The organism is Achromobacter sp. DH1f (assembly GCF_000633435.1).
In the GTDB taxonomy this organism is placed as follows: Bacteria; Pseudomonadota; Gammaproteobacteria; order Burkholderiales; family Burkholderiaceae_B; genus Achromobacter; species Achromobacter deleyi.
In genome coordinates this window covers 242,306-265,773 of record NZ_AYMF01000025.1, presented here as the reverse complement: position 1 = coordinate 265,773, position 23,468 = coordinate 242,306, and the positions used below count along the sequence as shown (strand labels likewise).

At 68.3% G+C, this 23,468-nt stretch carries 23 protein-coding genes; 9 read left to right on the top strand and 14 right to left on the bottom strand.

The annotated features are described in order from the left end of the window. Positions 1-59: 59 nt before the first annotated feature. The 8 genes from U858_RS0122040 to U858_RS0122005 form a co-directional block, all read right to left on the bottom strand. A complete protein-coding gene (locus U858_RS0122040) occupies positions 60-542 on the bottom strand; it encodes a YajQ family cyclic di-GMP-binding protein (protein ID WP_006390968.1) in 483 nt (160 codons plus the stop codon). Positions 543-618: 76 nt separating this feature from the next. Continuing rightward, complete coding sequence (locus U858_RS0122035; protein ID WP_025139329.1) at positions 619-1,407, bottom strand: heme ABC transporter ATP-binding protein; 789 nt, start codon at positions 1,405-1,407, stop codon at positions 619-621. Further along, complete coding sequence (locus U858_RS0122030) at positions 1,404-2,402, bottom strand: iron ABC transporter permease (protein WP_029954200.1); 999 nt, start codon at positions 2,400-2,402, stop codon at positions 1,404-1,406. Before U858_RS0122030 ends, U858_RS0122035 begins: the two co-directional genes overlap by 4 nt. Beyond that, on the bottom strand, positions 2,386-3,219 hold the full coding sequence (locus tag U858_RS0122025; protein WP_025139327.1) for a hemin ABC transporter substrate-binding protein: 834 nt from the start codon (positions 3,217-3,219) through the stop codon (positions 2,386-2,388). The genes U858_RS0122030 and U858_RS0122025 overlap by 17 nt, the downstream gene beginning before the upstream one ends. 10 nt (positions 3,220-3,229) lie before the next feature. Further along, complete coding sequence (locus U858_RS0122020; RefSeq protein ID WP_025139326.1) at positions 3,230-4,276, bottom strand: hemin-degrading factor; 1,047 nt, start codon at positions 4,274-4,276, stop codon at positions 3,230-3,232. Positions 4,277-4,358: 82 nt separating this feature from the next. Then, a complete protein-coding gene (locus U858_RS0122015; protein WP_081821676.1) occupies positions 4,359-6,983 on the bottom strand; it encodes a TonB-dependent receptor in 2,625 nt (874 codons plus the stop codon). A 121-nt stretch (positions 6,984-7,104) separates the two neighbouring features. Further along, positions 7,105-8,088, bottom strand: coding sequence for a FecR domain-containing protein (locus U858_RS0122010; RefSeq protein ID WP_232786581.1), 984 nt, complete (start codon positions 8,086-8,088; stop codon positions 7,105-7,107). Continuing rightward, positions 8,085-8,594, bottom strand: coding sequence for a sigma-70 family RNA polymerase sigma factor (locus U858_RS0122005; RefSeq protein ID WP_025139323.1), 510 nt, complete (start codon positions 8,592-8,594; stop codon positions 8,085-8,087). Before U858_RS0122005 ends, U858_RS0122010 begins: the two co-directional genes overlap by 4 nt. A 162-nt stretch (positions 8,595-8,756) precedes the next feature. Between U858_RS0122005 and U858_RS0122000 the strand changes: the two genes are divergently transcribed. Further along, entirely contained in the window at positions 8,757-9,224 is a 468-nt protein-coding gene (locus U858_RS0122000) for a CopD family protein (RefSeq protein WP_025139322.1), read from the top strand. Positions 9,225-9,381: 157 nt separating this feature from the next. Further along, complete coding sequence (locus U858_RS0121995; protein WP_025139321.1) at positions 9,382-10,245, top strand: hypothetical protein; 864 nt, start codon at positions 9,382-9,384, stop codon at positions 10,243-10,245. Positions 10,246-10,331: 86 nt separating this feature from the next. Here the strand turns inward: U858_RS0121995 and U858_RS0121990 are convergent, their stop codons facing one another. Next, a complete protein-coding gene (locus U858_RS0121990) occupies positions 10,332-11,273 on the bottom strand; it encodes a LysR family transcriptional regulator (RefSeq protein ID WP_025139320.1) in 942 nt (313 codons plus the stop codon). Between the two features lie 156 nt (positions 11,274-11,429). On the opposite strand from U858_RS0121990, the gene U858_RS0121985 reads away from it, so the two are divergent. The 4 genes from U858_RS0121985 to U858_RS0121970 all read left to right on the top strand — a co-directional run bounded on the left by U858_RS0121985 (position 11,430) and on the right by U858_RS0121970 (position 14,808). After that, positions 11,430-12,428, top strand: coding sequence for a tripartite tricarboxylate transporter substrate binding protein (locus U858_RS0121985; protein ID WP_025139319.1), 999 nt, complete (start codon positions 11,430-11,432; stop codon positions 12,426-12,428). A 116-nt stretch (positions 12,429-12,544) separates the two neighbouring features. Further along, positions 12,545-13,450, top strand: coding sequence for a hypothetical protein (locus U858_RS0121980; RefSeq protein ID WP_051593650.1), 906 nt, complete (start codon positions 12,545-12,547; stop codon positions 13,448-13,450). 155 nt (positions 13,451-13,605) lie between these two features. Further along, positions 13,606-14,298, top strand: coding sequence for a YafY family protein (locus tag U858_RS0121975; protein WP_025139317.1), 693 nt, complete (start codon positions 13,606-13,608; stop codon positions 14,296-14,298). Between the two features lie 87 nt (positions 14,299-14,385). Continuing rightward, positions 14,386-14,808, top strand: a complete 423-nt coding sequence (locus U858_RS0121970) for a VOC family protein (RefSeq protein ID WP_025139316.1) — start codon at positions 14,386-14,388, stop codon at positions 14,806-14,808. On the opposite strand, the gene U858_RS0121965 is transcribed toward U858_RS0121970, so the two are convergent. Beyond that, entirely contained in the window at positions 14,780-16,090 is a 1,311-nt protein-coding gene (locus U858_RS0121965) for an SLC13 family permease (RefSeq protein ID WP_025139315.1), read from the bottom strand. The genes U858_RS0121970 and U858_RS0121965 overlap by 29 nt on opposite strands. Before the next feature lie 122 nt (positions 16,091-16,212). On the opposite strand from U858_RS0121965, the gene U858_RS0121960 reads away from it, so the two are divergent. Continuing rightward, positions 16,213-17,142: a LysR substrate-binding domain-containing protein gene (locus U858_RS0121960; RefSeq protein WP_025139314.1), complete on the top strand. Its 930-nt coding sequence runs from the start codon at positions 16,213-16,215 to the stop codon at positions 17,140-17,142. On the opposite strand, the gene U858_RS0121955 is transcribed toward U858_RS0121960, so the two are convergent. Next, entirely contained in the window at positions 17,137-18,279 is a 1,143-nt protein-coding gene (locus U858_RS0121955; protein ID WP_025139313.1) for a pyridoxal-phosphate dependent enzyme, read from the bottom strand. The two genes, U858_RS0121960 and U858_RS0121955, sit on opposite strands and share 6 nt — an antisense overlap. A gap of 101 nt (positions 18,280-18,380) precedes the next feature. Between U858_RS0121955 and U858_RS0121950 the strand changes: the two genes are divergently transcribed. After that, positions 18,381-19,298 carry a LysR family transcriptional regulator gene (locus U858_RS0121950; RefSeq protein ID WP_025139312.1) on the top strand — a complete coding sequence of 306 codons (918 nt, stop codon included), beginning with the start codon at positions 18,381-18,383 and terminating at the stop codon, positions 19,296-19,298. Between the two features lie 67 nt (positions 19,299-19,365). On the opposite strand, the gene U858_RS0121945 is transcribed toward U858_RS0121950, so the two are convergent. Beyond that, entirely contained in the window at positions 19,366-20,772 is a 1,407-nt protein-coding gene (locus U858_RS0121945; protein ID WP_025139311.1) for an amino acid permease, read from the bottom strand. Positions 20,773-20,834: 62 nt separating this feature from the next. Next, a complete protein-coding gene (gene kynU / locus U858_RS0121940; RefSeq protein WP_025139310.1) occupies positions 20,835-22,085 on the bottom strand; it encodes a kynureninase in 1,251 nt (416 codons plus the stop codon). A gap of 138 nt (positions 22,086-22,223) precedes the next feature. On the opposite strand from kynU, the gene U858_RS0121935 reads away from it, so the two are divergent. Then, positions 22,224-22,697 (top strand): Lrp/AsnC family transcriptional regulator, encoded by a 474-nt coding sequence (locus U858_RS0121935; protein ID WP_025139309.1) that lies wholly within the window; start codon positions 22,224-22,226, stop codon positions 22,695-22,697. On the opposite strand, the gene U858_RS0121930 is transcribed toward U858_RS0121935, so the two are convergent. Further along, positions 22,694-23,332 carry a hemolysin III family protein gene (locus U858_RS0121930; RefSeq protein WP_025139308.1) on the bottom strand — a complete coding sequence of 213 codons (639 nt, stop codon included), beginning with the start codon at positions 23,330-23,332 and terminating at the stop codon, positions 22,694-22,696. The genes U858_RS0121935 and U858_RS0121930 overlap by 4 nt on opposite strands. Between the last annotated feature and the right edge of the window lie 136 nt (positions 23,333-23,468).

The following is a 23,468-nucleotide window of genomic DNA, read 5'->3' as shown; positions in this document are numbered from 1 at the left end:
CCGAGGGGCGACCTACGAAGACCAAAACGCCCAACAAAAACAACAACGCCTAAAAAAACTCAATCCCGAAAGTTCTCAAACTGCAAAGGCAGATCCACATCCGTCTTCTTGAGCAAGGCAATAGCAGTCTGAAGATCATCGCGCTTCTTGCCACTGATCCTCAGCTTGTCCCCGTTGATCTGACTCTCGACCTTCAACTTCGCATTTTTAATAGCCGCGATCAACTTCTTAGCCACAGGCTGCTCGATCCCCTGCTTGATCGTCACCTTCTGCCGCGCCCCGCCCAGATTCTCAAGCGGATCCGCCACATCCAGGCAGCGCACATCGATCCCGCGCGCCGACAAGCGCCCGCGCAGAATATCCAGCATCTGCTTCAACTGAAACGCACTCGAAGCCACCTGCGTCACCACAAACCCTTCCAGCTCGAACTTGGCATCCGTGCCCTTGAAATCGAAGCGCGTCGCGAGTTCCCGGTTTGCCTGATCGATGGCGTTGGTGAGCTCGTGTTTGTCGACTTCGGAAACGACGTCGAAAGTAGGCATGACAAAAAGTCCCGTCAGTAAATGAAAAAATCCGGCTAACGCCGTTTGCCCCATTTTACCGGCCCCCGCGCCCCCGTCACGTCATCAGCACCAGCAGCCGCTCCGCCTGCAACGGATGCGCGATCACCTGCGCCTCGATGCCATAGGCCAGATAGAGATTTGCCGGCGTCAGCACCTGCGCCGGCGTGCCCAGCGCCACCGCGCGGCCGCCGCTCAAGAGCAACAACCGGTCGCACCAGCGCGCCGCCAGATTCATATCGTGCAGAATCACCAGCACCCCCGTATTGCCCTCGTGCGCCAGCTGCGCCGCGCGCCGCATCAGGTCCGCCTGGTGGCGGGGGTCCAGGCTGGCCGTCGGTTCGTCCAGCAGCAGATAGCGCGCCTCGCCCGCCGCGCGCCCCGCCCCGCACTGCACCAGCACCCGCGCGAACTGCACCCGTTGCTGCTCGCCGCCCGACAGTTCCGGATAGCGGCGGCCGTCCAGGTGCGTCGCGTCCGCCCAGTCCAGCGCCTGCTGCGCCAGCGTATCGACCTCGGCCGGCGACAGCTCGGGAAACGGATACGCTCCCATCGCCACCACCTCGCGCACACCCAGGTCGAACGTCAGCCCCGGCTTTTGCGGCAACACCGCGCGCTTGCGGGCCTGCTCGCGTAGCGGCATCGCCGCCAGCGAGCGGCCGTCCAGCGTCAGGCTGCCGCCGTCCGCGGCCAGTTCGGCCGACAACGCGCCCAAGAGCGTCGACTTACCCGCGCCGTTGCTGCCCAGCAGGCCCACCACCTCGCCCGGGCGGACGCTTAGCGACACCTGGTCCAGGATGCGCGCGCCGTTGCGCGCCAGCGTCAGATTTTCAGCAGCCAGCATCAACCGTGCCTCCGGCCGCGCGCCAGCAGCCACAGGAAGAAAGGCCCGCCCACCAGCCCGGTCACCAGCCCGATCGGCAACTCGGCGGGTATCACCACGATGCGCGCCAGCCAGTCGGCCAGCGTCAACACCAGCCCGCCGCCCAGCAGACACGCCGGCAGCAGCAGCCGGTGATTGGCGCCCAGCGTCATGCGCACCAGATGCGGCACCACCAGGCCCACGAACACGATCGTGCCGCTGGCGGCCACCAACGGGCCGACGATCAGCGTACATGCCAGTACCAGCCGGACCCGCACCTGCTTCAGCGAATAACCGAGGTGCTGGGCCTCGCGTTCGCCCAGCAGCAGCGCGTTCATCACGCGCCACTGGCGCATCAGCCACAACGACAGCACCAGCACCCACGGCGCCAGGAAAGCCAGCAGCTTCCAGCTCGCGCCGGCCAGGCTGCCCATGTTCCAGAACGTCAGGTCGCGCAATTGCGCATCGGTGGCCATGAAGGTGAACAGCCCGATCAGGCTGAAGGCGATGGCCGTGATGGCCACGCCGGCCAGCAGCAAGCCTGCCACCCCCGGCACGCGCCGGCCCACCGCGTAGGCCGACAGCGTTGCGATCAGACTGCCGATGAAAGCGCCCGGCGCGGTGTACCAGAAGCCGCCGTGCGTCAGCACAATCGCGGCCACCGCGCCCAGCGAGGCGCCCGCCGAAATGCCGATCAGGCCCGGCTCGGCCAGCGGATTGCGAAACAAGGCCTGCAACGCCGCGCCCGAAATCGCCAGGCCCGCGCCCATCACCACCGCCAGCAACACGCGCGGCAGGCGGATGTCGATCAGCACGTTGCGCCACAGCGCCTGCTCGGGCGTGGGCGTGCCCCCCAGCAGCGACGGCAGTTCGCGCAGCGGAATCGAAACCGCGCCGCTGGCGCTGGCGGCCAGCACCGCCGCCATCAGCACCACGGCCAAGGCCGCCAGCGCCAGCGGCGGATTAGCGCGCCATGACATGCGCGGCCTCTTGTTTGAGCTGGCTCAGCGCCAGCGGCAGCCGCGGGCCCAGGCCCAGGATCAGCAGATCATCCATCACGATGATGCGTTGTTTGGCCGCAGCCTGCGTGACGGCAATGCCGGGCAGGCGCGCAAAGCCCTCCAGGCCGCCGCTGGCCTGCAGCGATTCCCGGGTGACGATGATCAGGTCGGGCGCCAGCGCGCCGATGGACTCGGGCGACAGCGGCTTGTAGCCCTGCTGCCCATCCAGCACATTGACCAGGCCGGCCAGGTGCATGACCTCGGCCGCGGCCGTGTCGCGGCCGGCGCCCTGCGGCGCGCCGTTGCGGTTGATCAGCAGCAGCGCCCGCGCGCGCGTCGCCGGCAAGGCCTGGGCCTTGTCCAGGTCGCGCGACACGTCGGCCACCATCTGCTCGCCCGCCGCGGCCACGCCCAGGGCGTCCGCCACGGCGCGGATGCGCGCCTTCAATGAATCCACCGACGGTGCGTCCGGCACGCGCACCACGCGCACGCCGACCTCGCCCAGGCGCTTGAGCGCCTCGGGCGGGCCGGCCTGCTCCGAGGCCAGCACCAGGTCGGGTTTCAGCGCCAGCACGCCTTCGACCGGCACCGCGCGGTAGTAACCGACACGCGGCAGCTTGGTGGCGGCTTCCGGGTAAAGGCTGGACTGGTCGTCGCCGACCAGCCTGTCGCCCTGCCCCAGGCCGTACACGATTTCCGTCACGCTGCCGCCCAGGGTCACTACCCGCGCAGGCGGCGCCGCCTGCGCGCACGCCACCAGCATCCAGCCCGCCACCACCGCCAACCATGTCTTCATTGCGTCTTCCTCAAGCGGCCAGCGGCACGCGGCACAGGCCCATCATCAATTCACGCCACGCCGGCAGTTCAGGCTTGCCCGGCTTGCGTTCGCCAAAGAACTGCGCGATCAGGTCGCCGGTGGACGAATAGAGTTCCAGCGAGGTCACCCAGCCGTCGGACGTGGGCTTGTTGACCACCCACGCCGATTCAATGGCGGTGGTGTCCAGATGCAGATTGAACTTAGGGTCCAGCACGTTATACCAGGGGCCTGTGCGCCGCAATTGCTGCACCGGGCCGGTGTGGATCTGGATCATGCCGCGGTTACCCACGAAGCACATGATCGACAGGCCGCTTTGCGCGGCCGATTCCAGCATGCGCTCGACCGCGTCGGCCGGCACCGTCTGGGCCAGGTCTTCGCCGGCCGCGGCCAGGGCCGCCAGACGCGACACCTTGAACTTGCGCAGCAGCGGGAAGAATTCGTGCGTGTCCTGCATGCCCAGCCAGGCCTCGCGCCAGGCCGCGGCGTCGTCCACCTGCGGCGCATCAACGGCTGCGGCATAGGGCGTGGTCTCGGGCCAGCGCGACTCACCGGCGAACTTGGCCACCAGCGCGTCATACGCGACCCCGTCAGTGGCCTCGGTGCGGTACACCTTGTGCACCGCCACGCCCGCGCCGTCGAAGAACTGCAGGCTGTGGCGGCCGTCCTGCTCGACGGCCCAGGCCGACTTCCAGCACGAGAAGAACACGCGCAGGTCGATGTCGGCGCCCAGCACCAGGCCCACCGGGCCATCGGCCTGGATGTCCAGGTAGGCGCCATGGCGCTCGTGCACGCACCAGTCGTTGCGGGTCAAGGCCATCACCGGGCCCAGCGTGCCCAGTTCGCGAAAGATCGCCTGGGGCTGGCCGTGCAGTTCGGTGGCCTTGACCCCGGCACAGCCGGCGGCCACCCATTCGGCTTCGGACACGCCCAATTCCTGGGCCAGGTTGCGGGCGCGCAGGCCGGGCTTGGCCGCCGCCAGGGCTTCGTTGCGGGCGCGCAGCTCGGCGGCGCGGGTGTTGAAATCGGTCTGGTTCATCTCGTTGCTCATTGCGGGCTCTCCGGCCGGAATGGAAAATCGAAACTGCCGCCGCTGACGCGCAGCGGCGGCAGCGCGGGGGTCAGTATTGATAAGTCAGTGAGACGCGCAGGCTGCGTCCCGGTTCCGTGTACCAATCCACCGGCCGCGGCAGCGCCGTGGCGCCGGCGGTCGGCACGTTAATGGCTTCCCAGTACTTCTTGTCGAACAGGTTGAACACGCCAGCCTGCACTTGCAAACCCTTGACCTGCGTGGGGCGCCAGTAGCCCATCAGGTCCACCACACCGTAACCCGGCGCCTGGAAGTCGCGGTTGGGCGTGGTGGCGCTGGCATCAGGATATTCCACCTTGTTGCGGCGCAGGGCGGTGGTCAGCATGGCGTCCACGCCCCAGACGTCGCGGCCGTAGCCCACGCCCAGCACGGTCTTCAGCGGCGCCACCGAATTCAGGTACTGGCCCGTGCCTTCGTCCTTGCCCACGGCCCACGCCAGCGAGCCCCAGGTACGCCAACCCGGCGAGAACTTCCAGTGCGCGCTGGCCTCGGCGCCATAGATGCGGACCTTGGCGCGGTTGACGTTGCCCGTCACGCCCAGCGGGTACTGCCCGGCCCAGCCAGCTTGCCACTGCGGCGAGCCGGCATCCAGCGGCACGTTGCTGTCGATGAAGTTCTGGTAGCGGTTGTCAAAGAACGACAGCGCGCCGCCCAGCGCATCGGACCCCAGCTTGGCGCCCAGTTCCCAGCCCTTGCTGGTTTCCGGCTTCAGGTAGGGGTTGCCGACCCGCAGGTAGGTGCCCGGGCCGCCGTAGTTGGTGTAGAGCTGCGTCGGGCTGGGCGCCTTGAAGCCGTAGGCGTATTGCGCGTACAGGCTCAGTTCGTCGGCGGCCTTCCAGGTGGTCAGCAGCTTGGGCGAGAAGCGCCCGCCGCTGTTGGTCGACGGCAATGCGCCGGCGTTGCGATTGTTGGCGTAGCTTTCGGTGGACTGCGGCTTTTGTTCGTAATGGTCGTAGCGCAGCGCCGGCATGACCGTGTAGCGGCCCTCGGCGAAACTGAATTCGTCCTGCACCCACACCGCCCACTGGCTGCCCTTGGACTCGGGCACGTCGGCCTGGTTGGTGTGCAGCATGTCGCAAGCGCGCGGGCCGAACGGCGCCGGCGTGCCCGGCCGCACCACCGGGCAGTTGTCGTAGCCGCTGGAATTCTGCTGGGTCTTGTTGCCGAACCACTCGCCGCCCACCGTCCACAATTGCGCCACCGCGTCGCCCGCAAAGCGCTTGGTCAGTTCGGCGTTGGCGCCGAACATGGTCTGGCGGATGGAATTGTTGCGGCCATAGGCGCCGCTGGGGAAACCATAGCGGAAGGGGTCGCCACGAATGATGTCGGCGCGCGCATCGCGGCTGCGTTCGCCATCCAGGGCGCTGTCCAGCTGCATGCGCTGCCAGTACACGACCGCGGTGGCGCTGTCGATCAGGCCGCCGGTGCTGGGCGCCTTGTAGGAATAATCGAACGACACGCGCTCTCGCTCGGTTTCCTTCTTGGTGGTGTTTTCACCGATCAGGTAGCTGGTGCCCGGGCCTTGCTCGAACATGCTGTCCTGGGTGGCGTTGCGCTTGAAGTATTCGCCGGTCAGGCCGAAGCGGTGGCCGCCTTCGACGCGCTGCTGCAGCTTCAAGAGGAAACTGCGCTGGTCGTAGTTTTCAGGCGTGGGTTCGGTGCGGCGCGGGCCGTAGCCGCCGATGTCGCCGCGGTTGTCCAGCGCGTGGCCGTTGCGCAGGCCCGCCTGCACCAGCCAGAAGGTGTTGCTGTGGATCTGGCCGGCCAGGGCGGCATTGGCGCCCCAGCTGCTGTCAGCGGTGTCGTAGTCGGTCTTGGCCAGCGCGCCGAAGGTCTTGCCGTCGGTGAGCAGGTCGGACGGGTCCAGCGTGTGCAGGTCGGCCATGCCGGAAATGGCGCCCGAGCCGCCCGAGCTGGCGTCGGCGCCGCGCACGATGTCCAGGCGCGACAGCGAATTGAAGTCCACCGCTTCCAGGCCGCCCTTGACGCCGCGGGCGCCGTCGTCCAGCCACGGCAGCCGGATGCCGTCCACGCGGGTCAGCACGCGGTCCTGGTCCAGGCCGCGGATGTTGATGCTGTTGTTCTGGCGGTTGAAGCTCACGCCCGGCTCGGCGCGCTTGCCCAGGTCGCTCCAGTTCTTGATCTGCAGGTCGTCCATGCGCTTGCGGTCGGTGCGCGTTTCCCAGGCGGGCGTGGCGACCGCGCCTTCGCCTTCCACGGTAACGGGCGACAACTGCGTGACGCCGGCCTGCGGCGCCGGCTGCAGCACGAACACGCCAGGGCTGCGTTCCCGCGCGGCCAGGCCGCTGCCGGCCAGCAGGCGGGCGAAACCGTCGGCCACCGAGTATTCCCCGTTCAACCCCGCGCCGCGCCGCTGGCCCACCAGCGTGGCATCAAACAGCACCGTGACCCCGGCGTTGTCGGCAAAGCGCGACAGGTTCTCGGCCAGCGGGCCGGCCGGAATGCGGTAGCTGCGGGCCGCGCTCTGGGCGGCCTGGGCCTGGGCCTGGGCCTGCGCCGCGGCGGCCGGCCACAGCATCACGGCCGGCGCGGCCAGCGCCGTGGCCAGGCGCAGCGCGAGCGCCAGGCGGGTCAGGCGGCTGTGGGCGCCTGGGTGGGGGAAGCCGCTTGCGCGGCCGGCAGGGAAGTAAGCCATGGTCGTCCTTTCGATCCAACGGGTATCGGCATTCGTGTGCCTCTACTGACCATGACCCTCGGCAATCGCGGATCGGACAGCGCGTCCTCGTCTTTTTTGTAACAGTGGAAAATCCGCGCGTTCAGGCCTGGCCCTCGCGCGGTGCGATCGTCACCCAGTACGCGCTGCGATAGCGCACCTGCACCGGCAAGGTCGACGGCAACGCCGCCAGCACCGCGTCGGTGTCCTGCAACTGGAACGCGCCCGAAATGCGCAGCCCCGCCACCGCCGGGTCGCAGCGCAGGATGCCGGCGCGGTAGCGGCCCAGTTCGGCGGCGAAGGCTTCCAGGCGCCAGGCGCTGGCGTGCAGCACGCCGCGGGTCCAGTCGGCTGCGTGCGGGTCGGCGGGTTCGGCCTGCGGCGGGGCATTGCCGGTCAGCAGGGCCTGTTCGCCCGCCGCCAGCGCCACCACGGCGCCGCCGCTGTACACGCTGACCTCGCCTTCCTGCACGCTGACCAGGCAGGCGTCGCCGTCCTGGCGCACGCAAAAGCGCGAGGCCCGCGCGCGCACGTCGCCCTGGCGGGTGCGCACCACGAAGGGACGCGGATGCTCGCCGGTTTCGGCCACCGCATGCACGGCGATTTCACCGGCGCGCAGCCGCACCAGGCGCAGGTCGGCGTCAAACAGCACGTCGACCGCGCTGGCGGTGTTCAGGCGCAGCGACGAACCGTCGGCCAGGGCGACCTGGCGCTGCTCGCCGGTGGCGCTGCGATAGTCGGCCGTCCATTCGAACGGGCTGGCGCGCCACGCGGCCCAGCCCACCGGGCCGGCCACGATCAACGCGGCCAGCGCCTTCAGCGCGCGGCGGCGGTCGCCGGATTCGGGGCGGTTCAGTGTTGCCATGCCCAGCGCCGACGGAATCAACCCGAAACGCTGGTTGACCCGCTGCGCCCGCTGCCAGGCGTGTTCGTGTTCGGCCTTGCTGGCGCGCCATTGCTCGCAGGCATGGACGTCGGCGTCGGTGGCGCGCTCGGAACTCAGGCGCAGCAGCCAGCGCGCGGCTTCGCGCGCCACCTTGCGTTCGACGGCGGGCAGCTCGCCCGCCAGGCCCCATTGCGCGCTCACATCACCGCCATGATGCATTGTTCGTAGCCCTTGGCGATGTAGCGGTGCACCGAGCGCAGCGACACATTCAGCCGGGCCGCGATCTCGCCGTGGCTCAGCCCTTCCAGCTGCGCCATCAGGAACGCCTGGCGCGCCGGCAGCGGCAGGCCGGCCAGCATTTCATCGATTTCCTGCAGGGTTTCCAGGATCAGCAGGCGCTGTTCGGGCGACGGCGCTACCGCCTCGGGCAGCGCGGCCAGGGCCTCCAGGTAGGCCTGTTCGAGCGAACGGCGCCGGTGGTGGTTCAGCACCAGGCGCTTGGCGATCGTGGTCAGGTAGGCGCGCGGCTCGCGCAGCGCGTCCAGCTCGTGGCGATGGCGCAGCACGCGCAGGAACGTGTCCTGCGCCAGGTCGGCGGCGTCGAATGAATTGCCCAGCTTGGCCCGCAGCCAGTTGTGCAGCCACCCATGGTGCGCGCGGTACAGCAGGTGGACGGCGTCGCCAGAGGCAAGCGCAAGGTTGGACACGGCGGACTCCCGAACATTCTTGATTACAAATAACAATCAATCTCATTCTAAATGCAAAACCATGATGCAGGTCAAGCCGTCGTTGCGCGGGCCGTGCGGCGATATGATGGGGACAGATTCGTCCGCGGCTTGCGCGGCGCCCCCCTTTCCAGGCCCTTCCCCATGCTCTACAGCGTTCTGAAACTCGTGCACTTGCTGGCCGTCATCCTGTGGGTGGGCGGCATGCTGTTCGCTCACTGTTTCCTGCGGCCGGCGGCCGCGCAGCTGGAACCGCCGCAGCGGCTGCGCCTGATGGCCGCGGTGCTGGGCCCGTTCCTGAACGCCGTGCTGGCCGCGATCGTGCTGATCCTGGCGACCGGGGCGATGATGATCGGCCAGGAGGCCAGCCAGGCCACGCAGACCGGCGGCACGTTCTTCATGCCGCGCAGCTGGACGCTGATGGCGGCGGGCGGACTGGTGATGACGGCGATCTACGCCTATATCCGCGCGGTGCTGTATCCGCGGCTGCGCGCGGCGGTGGCGGCCTCGACGTGGCCGGCGGGCGGCCAGGCCATGGCGGGCATCCGCCGCTGGGTGGGAGTGAACCTGGTGCTGGGGCTGCTGATCGTAGCGGCGGTGTTCCTGGCCTGAGGCTTCGGGCCAGGTAAACAGCAGACGAAGTCGGCCCACCTATCGGGCCAACTCGGTTGGCTATCGGAATTCTTCGGTTTGGTGCAATACGCTGTACATCCGGCGTGGCCACACTGGACCGGACTCTCGCGGGTCTTACAACATAAAAGGAAAACCGATGATCAAACGCGTCTTGCAACTGGCCGCCCTGAGCCTGTCCACCGCTACTTTTTCCGCCGCCTTCGCCGCCGCGCCCATCGACAACAGCGCACTGGAGCAGCCCGGCTTTCGTGAACACAAGACCACCTACGGCCTGGTGTACCGCCTGCCCAAGGAAGTCAATGCCGTGCTGGACGCCAAGGTCTACAGCGCGCTGCGCCCCGACCTGGTGGCGCTGGGCTTGAAGACCGAGGCCGAAACGCCCAACATCCCGCACGTGACGGTGGTGCACATCCACAACGCCGACCCGGCCACGCCGCAGCGCATGCTCAAGGCGCTGCCCAAGCCGCCGGCCCCGCTGGCCATCACGCTCAAGAACTTCTACCCGACCGAAGCCGCCAAGGGCGCGGGCCACCCGTGGTGGCTGGACCTGGGCGTGGTCAAGAGCGGCGCGGGCTATGAGGCCATGATGGCCTACAACACCACCGCCACCGCCGCCCTGGCGCCGCTGCGCGACGGCCCGCTGCCGCGTGTGACCGGCCCGGTCTACGCCAAGATGGCCGACGCCGGCCGCGACCTGGTCAAGACCCTGGGCGTGAGCGGCGTGAACGTGGTCAAGGACGGCAAGGAAGTGCGCGCCCACAACCCGCACAACACGCTGGTCTACAGCATGGCGATCTACGACGAGCGCCTGGCCAATGCCATGAAGCAGGAATCGGACAAGTTCAATGCCGCGTTGCCCGACGGCATCGAAACGACCTTCAAGGACGTGTCCATCGTCGAACTGGGTTTTGCCGGCAACGTCACGCGCGAAATCTACCGCATCAGCCTGGAAGACGGCACCGTCACCGACGTGGCCACCGGCAAGGCCGTCAGCCGCTGAGTCAGCCCCCGCAGCCCTGCAACGGGGCTGCGCCAGCTTGCCCAAGGCGCGGGGCGCGTTACGTATACCGCCTCGCCGGCCGCGGCTCAGCCCTCGGCCAAGCGCTCGCGCAGCACCTCGCGCACCTGCCCGCGCAGCCACGCCTGCAAGGGCGAGGTGTGCTGGCGCCGCGCCCACACCATCGCCAGTTCCATCTTGCGCAGCCGCGCCGGCATCTCCAGCATCGCCAGCGGAAAGTGGCGGCAATGCACCCGCGCCACGCTGGCCGGCATGGTGGTGGCGTAATCGGTATCCACCAGCACGTACGGCGCCACGCCAAAGCCCGACAGGTAAGCCGAAAACGCCATGCGGCCGGCGCCCGGTTTGAGCAAGCGGTCGAAGGTGGTTTCGCGGCCGTACATCTGCTCGAAGGCGAACCACTTGATCGCGCCCAGGTCGGCCAGCGTCAAGGCGCCCCGATCCGCCCACGGATGCCGCGCCGACAGCACGCAGACGCGGCGATCGGTATGCAGCGCATCGCGGTGAAACCGCGCCGGCATCTTGCCGAACAGGCCGATGGCGATGTGCAGGCGTTCGGTGTCCAGGTCGTCGGGCGCGAAGTCGCCGTGCAGCGACTGAAAGCGCAGGGTCACGCCGGGCGCGGCGCGGTGCAGCCGTTCGATCAGCGGTGCGGCCAGCAGGATTTCGCTGTGCGCGCCAGTGCCGATATTGACTACGCCCTCGGCCCGCGCCGGGTCGAAGGCTTCGGGTGGACGCAAGGCCGTCTCGATCTGCGCCAGCGCATCGTGCACCGCGGCGTGCAGTTCCAGCGCCCGCTCGGTCGGAATGAAGCGGCCCTTCACCACCACCAGCAACGGGTCTTCCAGCCGCAGGCGCAGGCGCGCCAGGTCGCGGCTGATGGCCGGCTGCGTCTTGTGCAGCAAGGCCGAACTGGCGGTAGCGCTGCGCGTGCGCATCAACACATCGAAGGTCAGCAGCAGGTTCATGTCGAGCCTGCGCAGGTAGGGCAAGGGAGCGGAGTCGGTCATGCCGCCATGCTATGCCGTAAATGAATGCCTTGAAAGACCCATATCGATTTTGACATGGCGTGCTTGCGCCGCCGGCATTGGGCAAGCGGCGCGGCCTTGGCTACAGTCCGCCTCGGACCGGGCGTTTCGACCCGGCCGCCCCGCTACGGAGACACCATGGCCCCCCCCTCTTTCCGCCGCTTGCCGGCGCTGGCCCGCTGGGCCGGCAGCGCCGTGCTGGCGCTGGCCGCCGCCCTGCCGCTGGCCGCCCGCGCCGCCGACTTTCCCAGCCGCCCCATCACGCTGGTGGTGCCGTTTCCCGCCGGGGGCACGCCCGACATCCTGGCCCGGCTCATGGGCGACAGCATCGCCAAGCGACTGGGGCAGCCCCTGATCGTGGAAAACCGCGCCGGCGCCGGCGGCAACATCGGCGCGCAGGCCGTGGCCCGCGCCGCGCCCGACGGCCAGACGCTGCTGATGTGCGCCTTCGGCTGCACCGTGGCGCCGTCGCTGTACCAGCCGGCGCCCTACGACATCGTCAAGGACTTCGCGCCCGTCGCCATGATCGGCACCGTGCCCAGCGTGCTGGTGGTCAACCCCAAGGTGCCGGCCGACACGCTGCCGGCGCTGCTGGCCTACGCCCGCGCCAACCCCGGCAAGCTGAATTCGGCCTCGTCCGGCATCGGCGGGTCGGCCCACCTGGCCACCGAACTGCTCAAGCTGCGCGCCGGCATCGACCTGGCCCACATTCCCTACAAGGGCGCCGGCCAGGTCGCGGCCGACCTGCTGGGCGGACAGGTGGACATGTACTTCGACAACCTGCCCGCGTCGCTGGCCAACATCCGCGCCGGCAAGCTGCGCGCCCTGGCCGTGGCCAGCGCCACGCGCGCGCCGGCCATCCCCGACGTGCCGACCTTTGCCGAAGCCGGCGTGCCCGATTTCCTGATCACGCCCTGGTTCGGCGTGATGGCCCCGGCGGGCACGCCCGTGCCGGTGCTGGACACGCTGCACGATGCCTTCGACCAGGCGCTGAAGTCGCCCGAAGTGGCCGCCAAGATGCGTGAACTGGGCGTGGAAACGGCCCCGGGCACGCGCGCGGATCTCGCCCGCTTTGTCGCCGCCGAAACGGTGAAATGGCAAGGCGTCATCCAGGCCAATCACATCAAGGCCGAATGATGGCGCAGGTCATTGCCGTCGGGTCCGCGGCGGGTTCGCCTGCCGCAGGATCGCCTGCCGCAGGACCGCCTGCCGCAGGATCGCCTGCCGCCCTCCCTCCCATCCGGCTGCGGGACATGGGCGCGTTCCACGTCGGCGGCCGCGACATCCTGCTCGCCGGCCTGCCGCGGCGCGAACTGGTCATGGCCGAAGGCGGCCAGCCGGTGCAGCTGGACCCCAACGGCACCTACCGGGTCGAACAGATGTACGCCCAGTACTTCCTGGCCGATCCGGCCAGCGGGCGCACGCCTGTGGCGTTCTGGCATGGCGGCGGCATGACGGGCGCCGCCTGGGAAACCACGCCCGACGGCCGCCAAGGCTGGCTGCACTACTTCCTGCGGCGCGGCTGGGACGCCTACCTGTGCGACGCAGTGGAACGCGGCCGCGCCGGCGCCGCCCCGCAAGTCTGGCCCGAGGCGCCCGTGGTGCAGGCGCGGGAAGACTGCTACACCCGCTTTCGCATCGGCCGTCCGGGTACGCGGCCCGGACCCGGCAGCGCCTATCCGGATACGCAATTTCCGCTGGAATCGTTTCCTCAACTGGCCGCGCAGATGGTGCCGCGCTGGGTCCATACCGACGCCGCCATCGTGCGCGCCTACCTGGAATTCCTGGACCGCATCGGCCCGGCCGTGGTGGTGTGCCATTCGCAGGCCGGCGTGTTCGGCATCCGCGCCGCGCACGCCCGGCCGGCCGGCGTGCGCGCGCTGGTGGCGCTGGAACCGGCGAGCATCCCCGAACTGGACTCGGACACCCGGTACGACACGCCCACCCTGATCGTCATGGGCGACCACATGGACACCGACCCGCGCTGGCCGCGCATGCGCCAGCGCGCCCAGGCATTCGCCGCCCGCCATCCCTGCGTCACGCTGCTGTCGCTGCCGGACCTGGGCATCCACGGCAATTCGCACATGCTGATGATGGACCGCAACAGCCTGGAAATTGCCGAGCGGGTGCACGACTGGCTGATCGGGCAAACGGCGTAAACCCGGTGCAGTGAACGCCGTACCGCGCGGCCGGCCGGGGGATCCCGGCCGGCCGCCGCGGCGACGTCGGCTGGAAAACCCTTGCGCATCGCTTCCTGCCACTGCCATTTCGTGGCAGCATTGCAACCATCCCGCCTCAAGCCCCGCCGTCCCCCATGTCCCGCGCCGAACGCCTTCTGGATCTGCTGCAGACCCTGCGCTGCCACCGCCTGCCCGTCAGCGGTCATCGCCTGGCGGGCGACCTGGGCATCAGCCTGCGCACGCTGTACCGCGACATCGCCACGCTGCAGGCCCAGGGCGCCGAGATCGAGGGCGAACCCGGCGTGGGCTACGTGCTGCGCCCCGGCTTCATGCTGCCGCCGCTGATGTTCAGCACCGAGGAAATCGAGGCCCTGGTGCTGGGCACCCGCTGGGTGGCCGATCGCTCGGACCCGCGCCTGGGGCAGGCGGCCGCCAACGCGCTGGCCAAGATCAGCGCGGTGCTGCCGCAGGAACTGCGCGACGAACTGGACGCCATTCCGCTGCTGGTCGGGCCCAGCACCTGGGCGGTGGTGGACAAGGTCGACCTGGCGCTCATCCGCCAGGCGATCCGCGGCGAACAGAAGATTGCCATCACCTATCGCGACGACAAGGGGGCCGATTCCGAACGCGTAATCTGGCCCTTCGCGCTGGGCTTTTTCGACAGCGTGCGCATCGTCATGGCCTGGTGCGAACTGCGCCAGGACTACCGGCATTTCCGCACCGACCGCATCGCCACGCTGGCATCCGGGGAACGCTACCCGCGCCGCCGCCACGCCTTGCTCAAGGAATGGCGCGCCATCAATGCCGTCAAACGCGACGGCTGCTGAGCCAGTGCGACATCGCCCCAAACACTACTGACAAAATCTGACAGCATGCCTTTCTAAGATGAGCGCTCATTCACCCAGGAGCGCATCATGTCCGCCAAGAATTTCGTCATTTTCTACGTCGACAAGCCCTCGGCCAGCGCCGCGTTCTACAGTGCGCTGCTGAACCGCCCGCCCGTCGAAAGTTCGCCCACCTTTGCCCTGTTTGCCCTGGATTCCGGCCTGATGCTGGGCCTGTGGTCGCGCCACACCGTGGAACCGGCCGCGGCCGGACGCGGCGGCTGCACCGAACTGGCCTTCACCGTGCCCGACGCCGACGCCCTGAACCAGCGCCACATCGACTGGAGCCTGCGCGGCCTGCCCATCCTGCAGGCGCCCACCGACATGGACTTCGGCCGCACCTTCGTCGCGCTGGACCCCGACGGCCACCGCCTGCGGGTGTTCGCCCCGGCCCCCGAACCCGCTGCGGCCGAGGCCGAGCTCATCACGATCCCAGCATTCCCAGGAGCCTGAACCACAGGTAATCCAGCGGCACCAGCAGCACGAACGACACCAGCGCCGTCACCAGGCAGAGCGCCAGGCCGCTGCGCGCCGGCACCTGGCCCATGCCCATCGCCACCACGATGGGCGAGGCCTGGTACGGCATGATGACGGTGGCGTAGCCGGCCACCTGCGCCATCAGCACCGTCATCAACGGCAAGCCCGACGCCTGCGCCAAGGTCTCGGCCAGCGGCGTGTACAGGGCCGGCACGCCGTTGGCCGTCACCACGAAATTCAACGCGGCCGACAAGCCGACCAACGAAAAGAAGCTCTGCATCGGCGCCTCGGGCGACAGCGGCAGCCACGCCAGCAACGCCCGCCCGATGATGCCGCCCAGGCCGCTGTCGGCCACCATTGCGGCCAGGCCCAGGATGCCCGCCACGTAGATGGCGGTGCGAAAATTCACTTCCTTGCCGAACTGCTCGCCGCTGACGAATCCCACCTTGGGCAAGAGGCACACGCAGGCGGACGCCAGGCCCACCCAGGCCGGCGACACGCCATGCCAGCCGTCCGTCACCCAGCCCAGCAGGGTCAGTCCCAGCAGTACGGCCAGGCGCTTTTCGGCCGCCGACAGCGGCAGCGGCGCGGGCGCCGGCGCGGCCGGTTGCGGCGTATCGCGGAACAACCCCGCAATACAGGCCACCAGCACCGCGCCTTTCAGCACGCCCAGCACCGGCGCGTGCAACCACAGATAGGGCAAATACCCCAGTTGCAGGCCATAGCTGGTCTCGATGCTGCCCGCCATCACCAGGTTCGGCACGTTGGCCGGCAAGATCGAGGTCGACAGCTGGAATGTGCCGAAGCCCACCGCCAGCGCCAGCCCGATGCGGCCCCGGCTGCCCGGCGCCAGGCCGATCTGGTCGGCAAAGGCCAGCACGATCGGCATCAGCAAGGCGATGCGGCCCATGTTCGACGGCATGATGAAGGCCAGCAGGTACGTCAGCAGCACCACGCCCGCCACCACTACCGGATACGACCCCGACAGGCGCTGCGACAACGCGCTGGCCAGGCGGTCGGCCAGGCCCGTGTTCTTCAGCGCCAGGCCCAGCACGTAGCCGCTCAGCACCAGCCAGAACGCCGCCGACGCAAACCCCGAGAACACCACCTCGCGCGGCGCCACCGCCAGGATCGTCGCGGCGCTGAAGAACAGCAGCGCGGTCAGGTATTCCGGCAGGCGCGAAAAGGCCCATAACGCAATCGTGATGGCCGTGAGCAGCGCGGGTAGAATCGGAAAATTGGAGGCGACAAGATGCATGGGCAACCTACGGCGGTAACACGGATCGGCGCAGTGTACGGACCCTGTCCGCCGCTGGAAATGCGCGATTCGCAGAGGCTGCCTCAACGCGCCGCGTAGGCTCGTCGAACAGACCCCCCACCATGCGTTTCGACCTGACCGACCTGGCGCTGTTCCTGCACGTGGTGCAGGCCGGCAGCATCACCCACGGCGCGGCCCGCGCCAACCTGGCGCTGGCCGCGGCCAGCGCTCGCATCCGCAATCTCGAAGCCTCGCTTGGCGCACCGCTGCTCGAACGCCGCCGCCAGGGCGTCGTTCCCACCCCCGCGGGCCTGAAGCTGGCCACGCATGCCCGTGTCATGCTGGCCCAGGCCGACCGCCTGCGCGACGATCTGGCCGGCTTTTCCGGTGAATTCGGCGGCTCGGTGCGCATGCTGTCCAACACCAACGCCCTGACCGCGTTTCTGCCCGAGGCGCTTTCCGGCTTCCTGGCGGCGCATCCGCGCATCAACGTCGAATTGCAGGAAATGCTCAGCGATGAAATCGTCGAATGCATCGCCGACGGCTCGGCCGACATCGGCATCGTCGCCGGCACGGTCGATACCGGCGCGCTGGAAACCTATGCCTATCGCTCTGACCGCTTCGTGCTGATCGTGCCCGCCGCGCACGCGCTGGCCGGTGTGGACGAAATCGCGTTTCGCGACGTGCTGGACGAAGACTTCATCGGACTGGATCGCAGCAGCGCCTTGCAACGTTTTCTGGCGCGCCAGGCGCTGGTGGCAGGCAAGCCCATCAAGCTGCGGGTGCAGTTGCGCAGCTTCGACGCCATGTGCCGGCTGGTCGAAGCCGGCGTCGGCGTGGGCATCGTGCCCGAGACCACCGCGCACAGCATGCGGCGGCTGCTCAAGGTGGTGCCGGTGGCGCTGTCCGATGCCTGGGCCTCGCGCGAACTGCTGGTGTGCGTACAGTCGCGCCAGGCGCTCAATGCGCGCGCCCGGCGCTTGCTGGATCATCTGCTGGCGGACACCGGCGCGGCGCCTTTCATGCCGGCGCCGGATGCCGAGCCCTCATGAATACAGATCCGTCATGAATTGCGTGGCCTTCACGCCGGTGCCGGTCAGCAGCACCACCGTGCGCTCGGCCTGACTGACCGCGCCGCGCGCAGCCAGCAGGCCCAGCGCAGCCGCAGCCGTGGCGCTGGTGGGTTCGGCATACAGTCCCATGGCCGCCAGCTTGCGCACCGCGCCGATGATGTCGGCTTCCGGCACCGCCACGGTCTGGCCGCCGCTCGCGCGAATAGCCTGCAACACCTCGCGCAGGCGCACCGGCCGCTTGATGGACGTGCCTTCGGCCACCGTGGGTAACACCTCGCGCGCCACCGGCGTATCCACCCCCGCCTGAAAGCTGGCGTCCACCGGCGAACAATGCAGCGGCTGCGCCACGAACAGGCGCGGCAGGCGGCGGATCTGGCCGGCCGCCAGCAGCTCGGCAAAGCCGATAGCGCAGCCCAGCACATTGCTGCCCGCACCGGCCGGGATGACGATGTTGTCCGGCGCCTCGAAACCGAAGTCTTCCCACATTTCGTAGGCGATCGATTTGGTGCCCTGCAGGAAGAACGGCTGCCAGTTGTGGCTGGCGTAGAAAATCTCGTCGGACGCGCGGATCGCCTCGGTCTCGGAATTTTCACGCGGGCCTTCCACCAGCCGCACGTCGGCGCCAAAGGCGCGAATCTGCGCGACCTTGGCGCTGGACGTATAGGCCGGCGCGAAGATAGTGACCCCCATCTGCGCGGCCGCGCCGAACGCGGCAATGGCCGCGCCGCCATTGCCCGAGCTGTCTTCGGCGATAGCCTGCACGCCAATCTGGCGCAGCCACGACAACATCACGGCGGCCCCCCGGTCCTTGAAGCTGCACGTGGGGTTGAACCATTCCAGCTTGAAGTGCGGGCGCAGGCCGCCCCAGGCGCGCTCCACCATCGGCGTGCAACCTTCCCCCAGCGACACCGGCTGCGCCACGTCGCGCGGCAAGGCGGCGTGGTAGCGCCACAGCGACCGCTGGCTACGGTCGATATCGTCGCGCGAGATGCCGGGCAGTGGCGAGATCATCAGCGGCGTGCGGGCATCGGAACACCAGCGCGCTTCGTCCAGCGCATGGCGCGCGCCGGTGACGGGATCGAAATAATGGGGGTCGAAAGAATGGGAATCGGACATGGCAATCACTGCAAGGCGGAATGGCGATGCACGCAGTCTAGGTCCGCAGACCGGCCTCACGTTGCAATATCATGTTGCGATAAACGCAATGGAGAATCGCCATGGAACGAGGCGCGCTATGGGAATACCAGGTGTTCTGCACCGTCGCCGAACGCCAGAGTTTCGTGCTGGCGGCGCGTGCGCTGGGCGCCTCGCCCAGCGCCATGACCCGCGCGGTGCAGGCGCTGGAGCGCCAGGTGGGCGTGCAGCTGCTGTTGCGCAGCAAAAACAGCGTGGTACTGACGCCGCAGGGCGAAAGCTATTTCCAGTCGGCCCGCGACCTGCTGCGGCGGGAAGCGCAAGCGCGCGAGGCGCTGCGCGACACGCAATTGGGCGCGCAGGGCCGGCTGCGATTCTCGGCGCCGGACCTGTTGGGCGTGACCTTGCTGCCGGCCGTGTTGCGCCGCTATGCCGCCGACTACCCCGGCGTCACCGTGGACATCACCTACACCGATAAATCGGTGGACCCCATCGCCGAAGGACTGGACTTCGCCATCCGCGGCGGCTTTCCGGCATCCAGCGACCTGCTGGGCGCGCGGCTCTGGCCCTATGCACGGCTGCTGTGCGCCAGCCCCGATTACGTCGCCCGCATGGGCCTGCCGCGCGAACCCGAAGACCTGGCCCGCCACCGCCTCATCATGCATACCGGCCCGCGCGTGTTGAAGGACTGGCACCTGCGCCGCGACAAGCGCATCGTGCGCATGCATGCTGAACCTGCGGTGCGCGTCAGCACCGGCAGCGGCCTGATGGCGCTGGCGCTGCAAGGCGTGGGCATCGCGCGGCTGGCGGACTGGGCCGCCGCCCCCGAGATCGCCCGCGGCACCCTGGTGCAGGTCTGCCCGGGGTACACCGCCACGTCGGCGCAAGGCGCGTCGCCGCAGATGCATGCCGTGTACGCGTCGCGCACTCTGCCGGCGCGGGCCCGCGCCATGCTGGCCGCCATCCGCGAGTGCGCCGAAGACCTCCAGGCCCCGAAATAGCAAGGCCGGTCGATGCCGCCAGGAAACCCCGGGCAGCGCCGACCGGCCTGAAGGCTACGAAGCCGTATCAGGGGCGCTGTTCACGCGCCTTCAGCACCACCGTCTCCGCGGACTTCCTGAACAGCAGGTGATACAGCGCCGCCAGCGCCAGCAGAAACGGCACGCCGAACACCAGCGTCATCTTGAACACCCCCGTGAAGTAGGTGGTCAGCAGAATCGCCAGCATCGCGCCCGCCCCCAGCAGCGTCAGCAGCGGAAAGCCCGGCATCCGGAACGACAGCGCCGCACCGCCTTCACGCGCCCAGCGGCGACGGAAGAAATAGTGCGTGACGAAGATCATCATCCAGGTGAACAGCGCGCCGAACATCGAGATCGCCATCATCAGCGTGAACGAGCTTTCGGGGTACAGCACGTTCAGCACGGTGGCAATCGCGATGCCGCTGGTGGACAGCAGCAATGCGTTCAACGGCGTGCCGCTGCGCGTCAGCTTGCCCATCGCCGCGGGCGCATGGCCGGCCCGCGACAGGCTGAACATCATGCGGGTGGTGATGTACAGCTGGCTGTTCATGGCCGACAACGCCGCCACCAGCACGATGAAGTTGATGACGCCCGCCGCGTACGGCACGTTCACTGCCTGCATCACCGTCACGAACGGGCTGCCGCCCTTGCCGGCCTGGTCCCACGGCACGATGGCCAGGATCAGCGCCAGCGTCAGCAGGTAAAAGATCACCAGCCGTACGATGGTGGCGCGAAAGGCCTTTTTCACCGCACGCTCGGGGTCTTCGGCTTCACCCGCCGCCACCGCGATCATCTCCACGCTCAGGTAGCTGAAAATGGAAATGACCACCGCGATCCACATGCCCCACACGCCATTGGGAAAGAAGCCGCCGTGCGCGGTGTATTGCGCCGTGCCGAACTGCGGATTGCCCCAAACCACGTAGGCGCCCAGGATGATGAACGCCACGATGGCGCTGATCTTGATGGTCGAGAACCAGTACTCGATGGTGCCGAAGGCCTTCACGCTCATGGCGTTGATGAAGATCAGCGCCGCCGAGAACAGGCACACCCACTGCCACCCCGGCACGCCGGGGAACCAGTACTTCATGTACTCGGCCACCGCCGTGACTTCCGTGCCCACCGCCAGCACCACGCACGACCAGTACGCATAGCGCACCAGAAAGCCCGCCAGCGGGCCGATGTAGTGCTCGGCGTAGGCGCCGAACGAACCCGACGTCGAATGCGCCACCGTCATCTCGGCCAGGCAGCCCATCAGCAGCAGCGTGATCAGCCCGCCGATGGCGTAGCTGATGATCACGCTGGGGCCGGCAAAGCCGATCGCGAACTTGCTGCCCAGGAACAGGCCCGTACCGATGGCCCCCCCGATCGCGATCATGCTCATCTGGCCCGATGTCAGGCGCCGCTTGAGCCCCTGTTCCCGTTCGGTGATTTTCCCGAACCCTTGTTGTTGTCCCATGTCTCCTCCGGTACTGCACTCTCTTGATGGATGCGTTGATTGCCGGTCTTGCGCGCGGCGTATCAGGTCACGGCAGAACGCTGCTTGAATTCGGGCTTGTCCCAGGCGCGGCTGTCCAGCACGTCCTTGATGATCTCGACCGCGTCCCACACGTCGGCATAGCCGAAGTACAGCGGCGTCAGGCCGAAGCGCAGCACTTCGGGTTCGCGGTAGTCGCCGATCAGGCCGCGCGCGATCAACGCCTGCATGACCTCGTAGCCGTTGGGATGGCGCAGGCTGACATGGCTGCCGCGATCGGCATGGTTGCGCGGCGTCACCAGCGTCAGGGGATGGCCGGCGCAGCGTTCCTCGATCAGCGCGATGAACAGGTCGCCCAGCGCCAGCGACTTCTTGCGCACCTCGGCCATGTCGGCCTCGCGCGCCACGTCCAGGCCGCATTCGACCATGGCCAGCGACACAATCGGCTGGGTGCCGCACAGATAACGGCGGATGCCGCCGGCAGGCTCGTAGGCGACCGTCATGTCGAAGGGCCGCTGGTGGCCCCACCAGCCGGACAGCGGCTGCCAGAAGTCCTGGATGTGGCGCGGCGCCACCCAGATGAAGGCCGGCGCACCAGGGCCGCCGTTCAGGTACTTATAGGTGCAGCCCACGGCGTAGTCGGCGCCCGAGCCGTTCAGATCCACCGGCACCGCGCCGGCCGCGTGAGCCAGATCCCAGATGACCAGCGCGCCGCGCTCGTGGGCGGTGCGGGTGACGGCGGCCATGTCGTGCATCTGGCCGCTGCGGTAGTTCACATGCGACAGCAGCACCACCGCCACGGAATCGTCCAGCGCCTTGTCCAGCGGCAGCTCGTCGTCGATCAGGCGCATTTCGTAGCCCTGCTGCAGCAGGTCGATCATGCCCTGGATCATGTACAGGTCGGTCGGAAAGTTGTCGCGTTCCGACAGGATCACGCGGCGCTTGGGTTGCTGCTTCTGCTGGATGCGCAGGCTGGCGGCCAGGGCCTTGAAGATGTTCAGCGAGGTGGTGTCGGTGATCACCAGTTCGCCTTCGCGGGCGCCCAGCAGACCGGCCAGCTTGTCGCCCAAACGCGACGGCAGTTCGAACCAGCCGGCGGTGTTCCAGCTGCGGATCAGGCCCGTGCCCCATTCCTGGGTGATGACCTGGGCGGCGCGGGCGGCGGACGCGCGGGGCATCACGCCCAACGAATTGCCATCCATATAGAGCACGCCGGGCGGCAGGTCGAAACGCGCCTTGAGCGGCGCAAGGGGGTCCTGGCGGTCTGCGGCAACGCAGGCTTCGCGGGTATGCATTCAGAGCTCCTTCGGGCATTATGCTGCGACCATACTAGCAGCGCCGACGAGCCGAATAGTTGCAAAATCAGGCGTGGCTTACCCTAGGATTTCGCATTAAATTGCGTCCTGAACCATTTTTTCGAATTGGATTGCACCGTGCAACTAGACGCCATCGACCAGCGCATTCTGTATCGCCTGCAAGAGAACAGCCAGCTCAGCAACCAGGACCTGGCCGAGCAGGTGGCCCTGTCGCCGTCAGCCTGCCTGCGGCGGGTGCGCGCCCTGGAAGAAGGCGGCTTCGTCCGCGGCTACCGCGCCGTGCTCGACGCCGACAAACTGGGTTTCGAACTGGAAGCCATCGTCCACGTATCGCTGGACCAGTCCCGCGCCGGCTGGCACGAGCAATTCCTGGCGGGCATCGCCCTGTATGACGAAATCACCGAAGCCAGCATCGTCACCGGCGCGTCCAACTACATCCTGACGGTGCGCACCCGCAACCTGGCCGCGTTCTCGCAGTTCGTCGAGGAAAAGCTCAGCAAGATCGCCGGCGTGCGCGACCTGTGCTCGCATCTGGTCATGCGCAAGGTGAAGAACCGCGGCGGCATGCTGCCGCTGGCGGCCTGGCGCTAGGCAGCGCCCGCGCTACGAATGCCGCAGAAACCGAACACCGTGACGAAGTGGCAGGCCGAGCCGCCCATGACGAACAGGTGCCAGATGCCGTGGGCATGGCGCCAACGTTTGTCGTTGGCGTAGAACACGGTGCCCACCGTGTACAGCGCGGCGCCGGCCAGAAGCCAGGCCAGCCCGGCGGGGGACAAGGCGCTGGCTATCGGCGCGGCGAACACCACGCCCAGCCAGCCCATGGTCAGGTATAGCGGCAATGCCGGCGCGGCGCCGCGCGCCCACCAGAGTTCGCGGCCGATGCCATATAGGGCCAACAGCCAGATCGCCACCGCCATGGCGGCACCCCAGCCCAATTCCAGCGGCGCAAACGCCAGGGGCGTATAGGTGCCGGCGATCAGCAGGTAGATGGCGCAATGGTCCGCCTTGGCCCATAACGCCTTGCGGCGCCCGCGCGTGCAGTGATATAGCACCGACGAGGCATACACCGCGATCATCGACGCGGCGAACACCGCGCACGCCACGATCTGGCGCGCTTCCACCTTGAGTTCCGCTGCGCGCACGATCAGCGCGCCCGACGCGGCCACCGCCAGCGCCAGGCCGGCCAGGTGCGTGGCGCCATTCAAGCGTTCCCCTTCGTACATGCCGTTCCCTCCCGCGCAGGCGGTGCGCCGACGCTCTCCATCATGCCGACCCGATGTGACAGCTTGGGGTCAGCAGATGGCGCGGGAGGAGGCCCGCAAGGGGCGTGCCCGATCAAAGGCACGCCAGCGTCCTCCA

Coding starts and splice junctions, on each gene's coding strand:
- U858_RS0122040 (WP_006390968.1), bottom strand. CDS start 542: ATGCCTACTTTCGACGTCGTTTCCGAAGTCGACAAACACGAGCTCACC.
- U858_RS0122030 (WP_029954200.1), bottom strand. CDS start 2,402: ATGTCATGGCGCGCTAATCCGCCGCTGGCGCTGGCGGCCTTGGCCGTG.
- U858_RS0122025 (WP_025139327.1), bottom strand. CDS start 3,219: ATGAAGACATGGTTGGCGGTGGTGGCGGGCTGGATGCTGGTGGCGTGC.
- U858_RS0122020 (WP_025139326.1), bottom strand. CDS start 4,276: ATGAACCAGACCGATTTCAACACCCGCGCCGCCGAGCTGCGCGCCCGC.
- U858_RS0122015 (WP_081821676.1), bottom strand. CDS start 6,983: ATGGCTTACTTCCCTGCCGGCCGCGCAAGCGGCTTCCCCCACCCAGGC.
- U858_RS0122000 (WP_025139322.1), top strand. CDS start 8,757: ATGCTCTACAGCGTTCTGAAACTCGTGCACTTGCTGGCCGTCATCCTG.
- U858_RS0121995 (WP_025139321.1), top strand. CDS start 9,382: ATGATCAAACGCGTCTTGCAACTGGCCGCCCTGAGCCTGTCCACCGCT.
- U858_RS0121990 (WP_025139320.1), bottom strand. CDS start 11,273: ATGACCGACTCCGCTCCCTTGCCCTACCTGCGCAGGCTCGACATGAAC.
- U858_RS0121985 (WP_025139319.1), top strand. CDS start 11,430: ATGGCCCCCCCCTCTTTCCGCCGCTTGCCGGCGCTGGCCCGCTGGGCC.
- U858_RS0121980 (WP_051593650.1), top strand. CDS start 12,545: ATGGGCGCGTTCCACGTCGGCGGCCGCGACATCCTGCTCGCCGGCCTG.
- U858_RS0121975 (WP_025139317.1), top strand. CDS start 13,606: ATGTCCCGCGCCGAACGCCTTCTGGATCTGCTGCAGACCCTGCGCTGC.
- U858_RS0121970 (WP_025139316.1), top strand. CDS start 14,386: ATGTCCGCCAAGAATTTCGTCATTTTCTACGTCGACAAGCCCTCGGCC.
- U858_RS0121965 (WP_025139315.1), bottom strand. CDS start 16,090: ATGCATCTTGTCGCCTCCAATTTTCCGATTCTACCCGCGCTGCTCACG.
- U858_RS0121960 (WP_025139314.1), top strand. CDS start 16,213: ATGCGTTTCGACCTGACCGACCTGGCGCTGTTCCTGCACGTGGTGCAG.
- U858_RS0121955 (WP_025139313.1), bottom strand. CDS start 18,279: ATGTCCGATTCCCATTCTTTCGACCCCCATTATTTCGATCCCGTCACC.
- U858_RS0121950 (WP_025139312.1), top strand. CDS start 18,381: ATGGAACGAGGCGCGCTATGGGAATACCAGGTGTTCTGCACCGTCGCC.
- U858_RS0121945 (WP_025139311.1), bottom strand. CDS start 20,772: ATGGGACAACAACAAGGGTTCGGGAAAATCACCGAACGGGAACAGGGG.
- kynU (WP_025139310.1), bottom strand. CDS start 22,085: ATGCATACCCGCGAAGCCTGCGTTGCCGCAGACCGCCAGGACCCCCTT.
- U858_RS0121930 (WP_025139308.1), bottom strand. CDS start 23,332: ATGTACGAAGGGGAACGCTTGAATGGCGCCACGCACCTGGCCGGCCTG.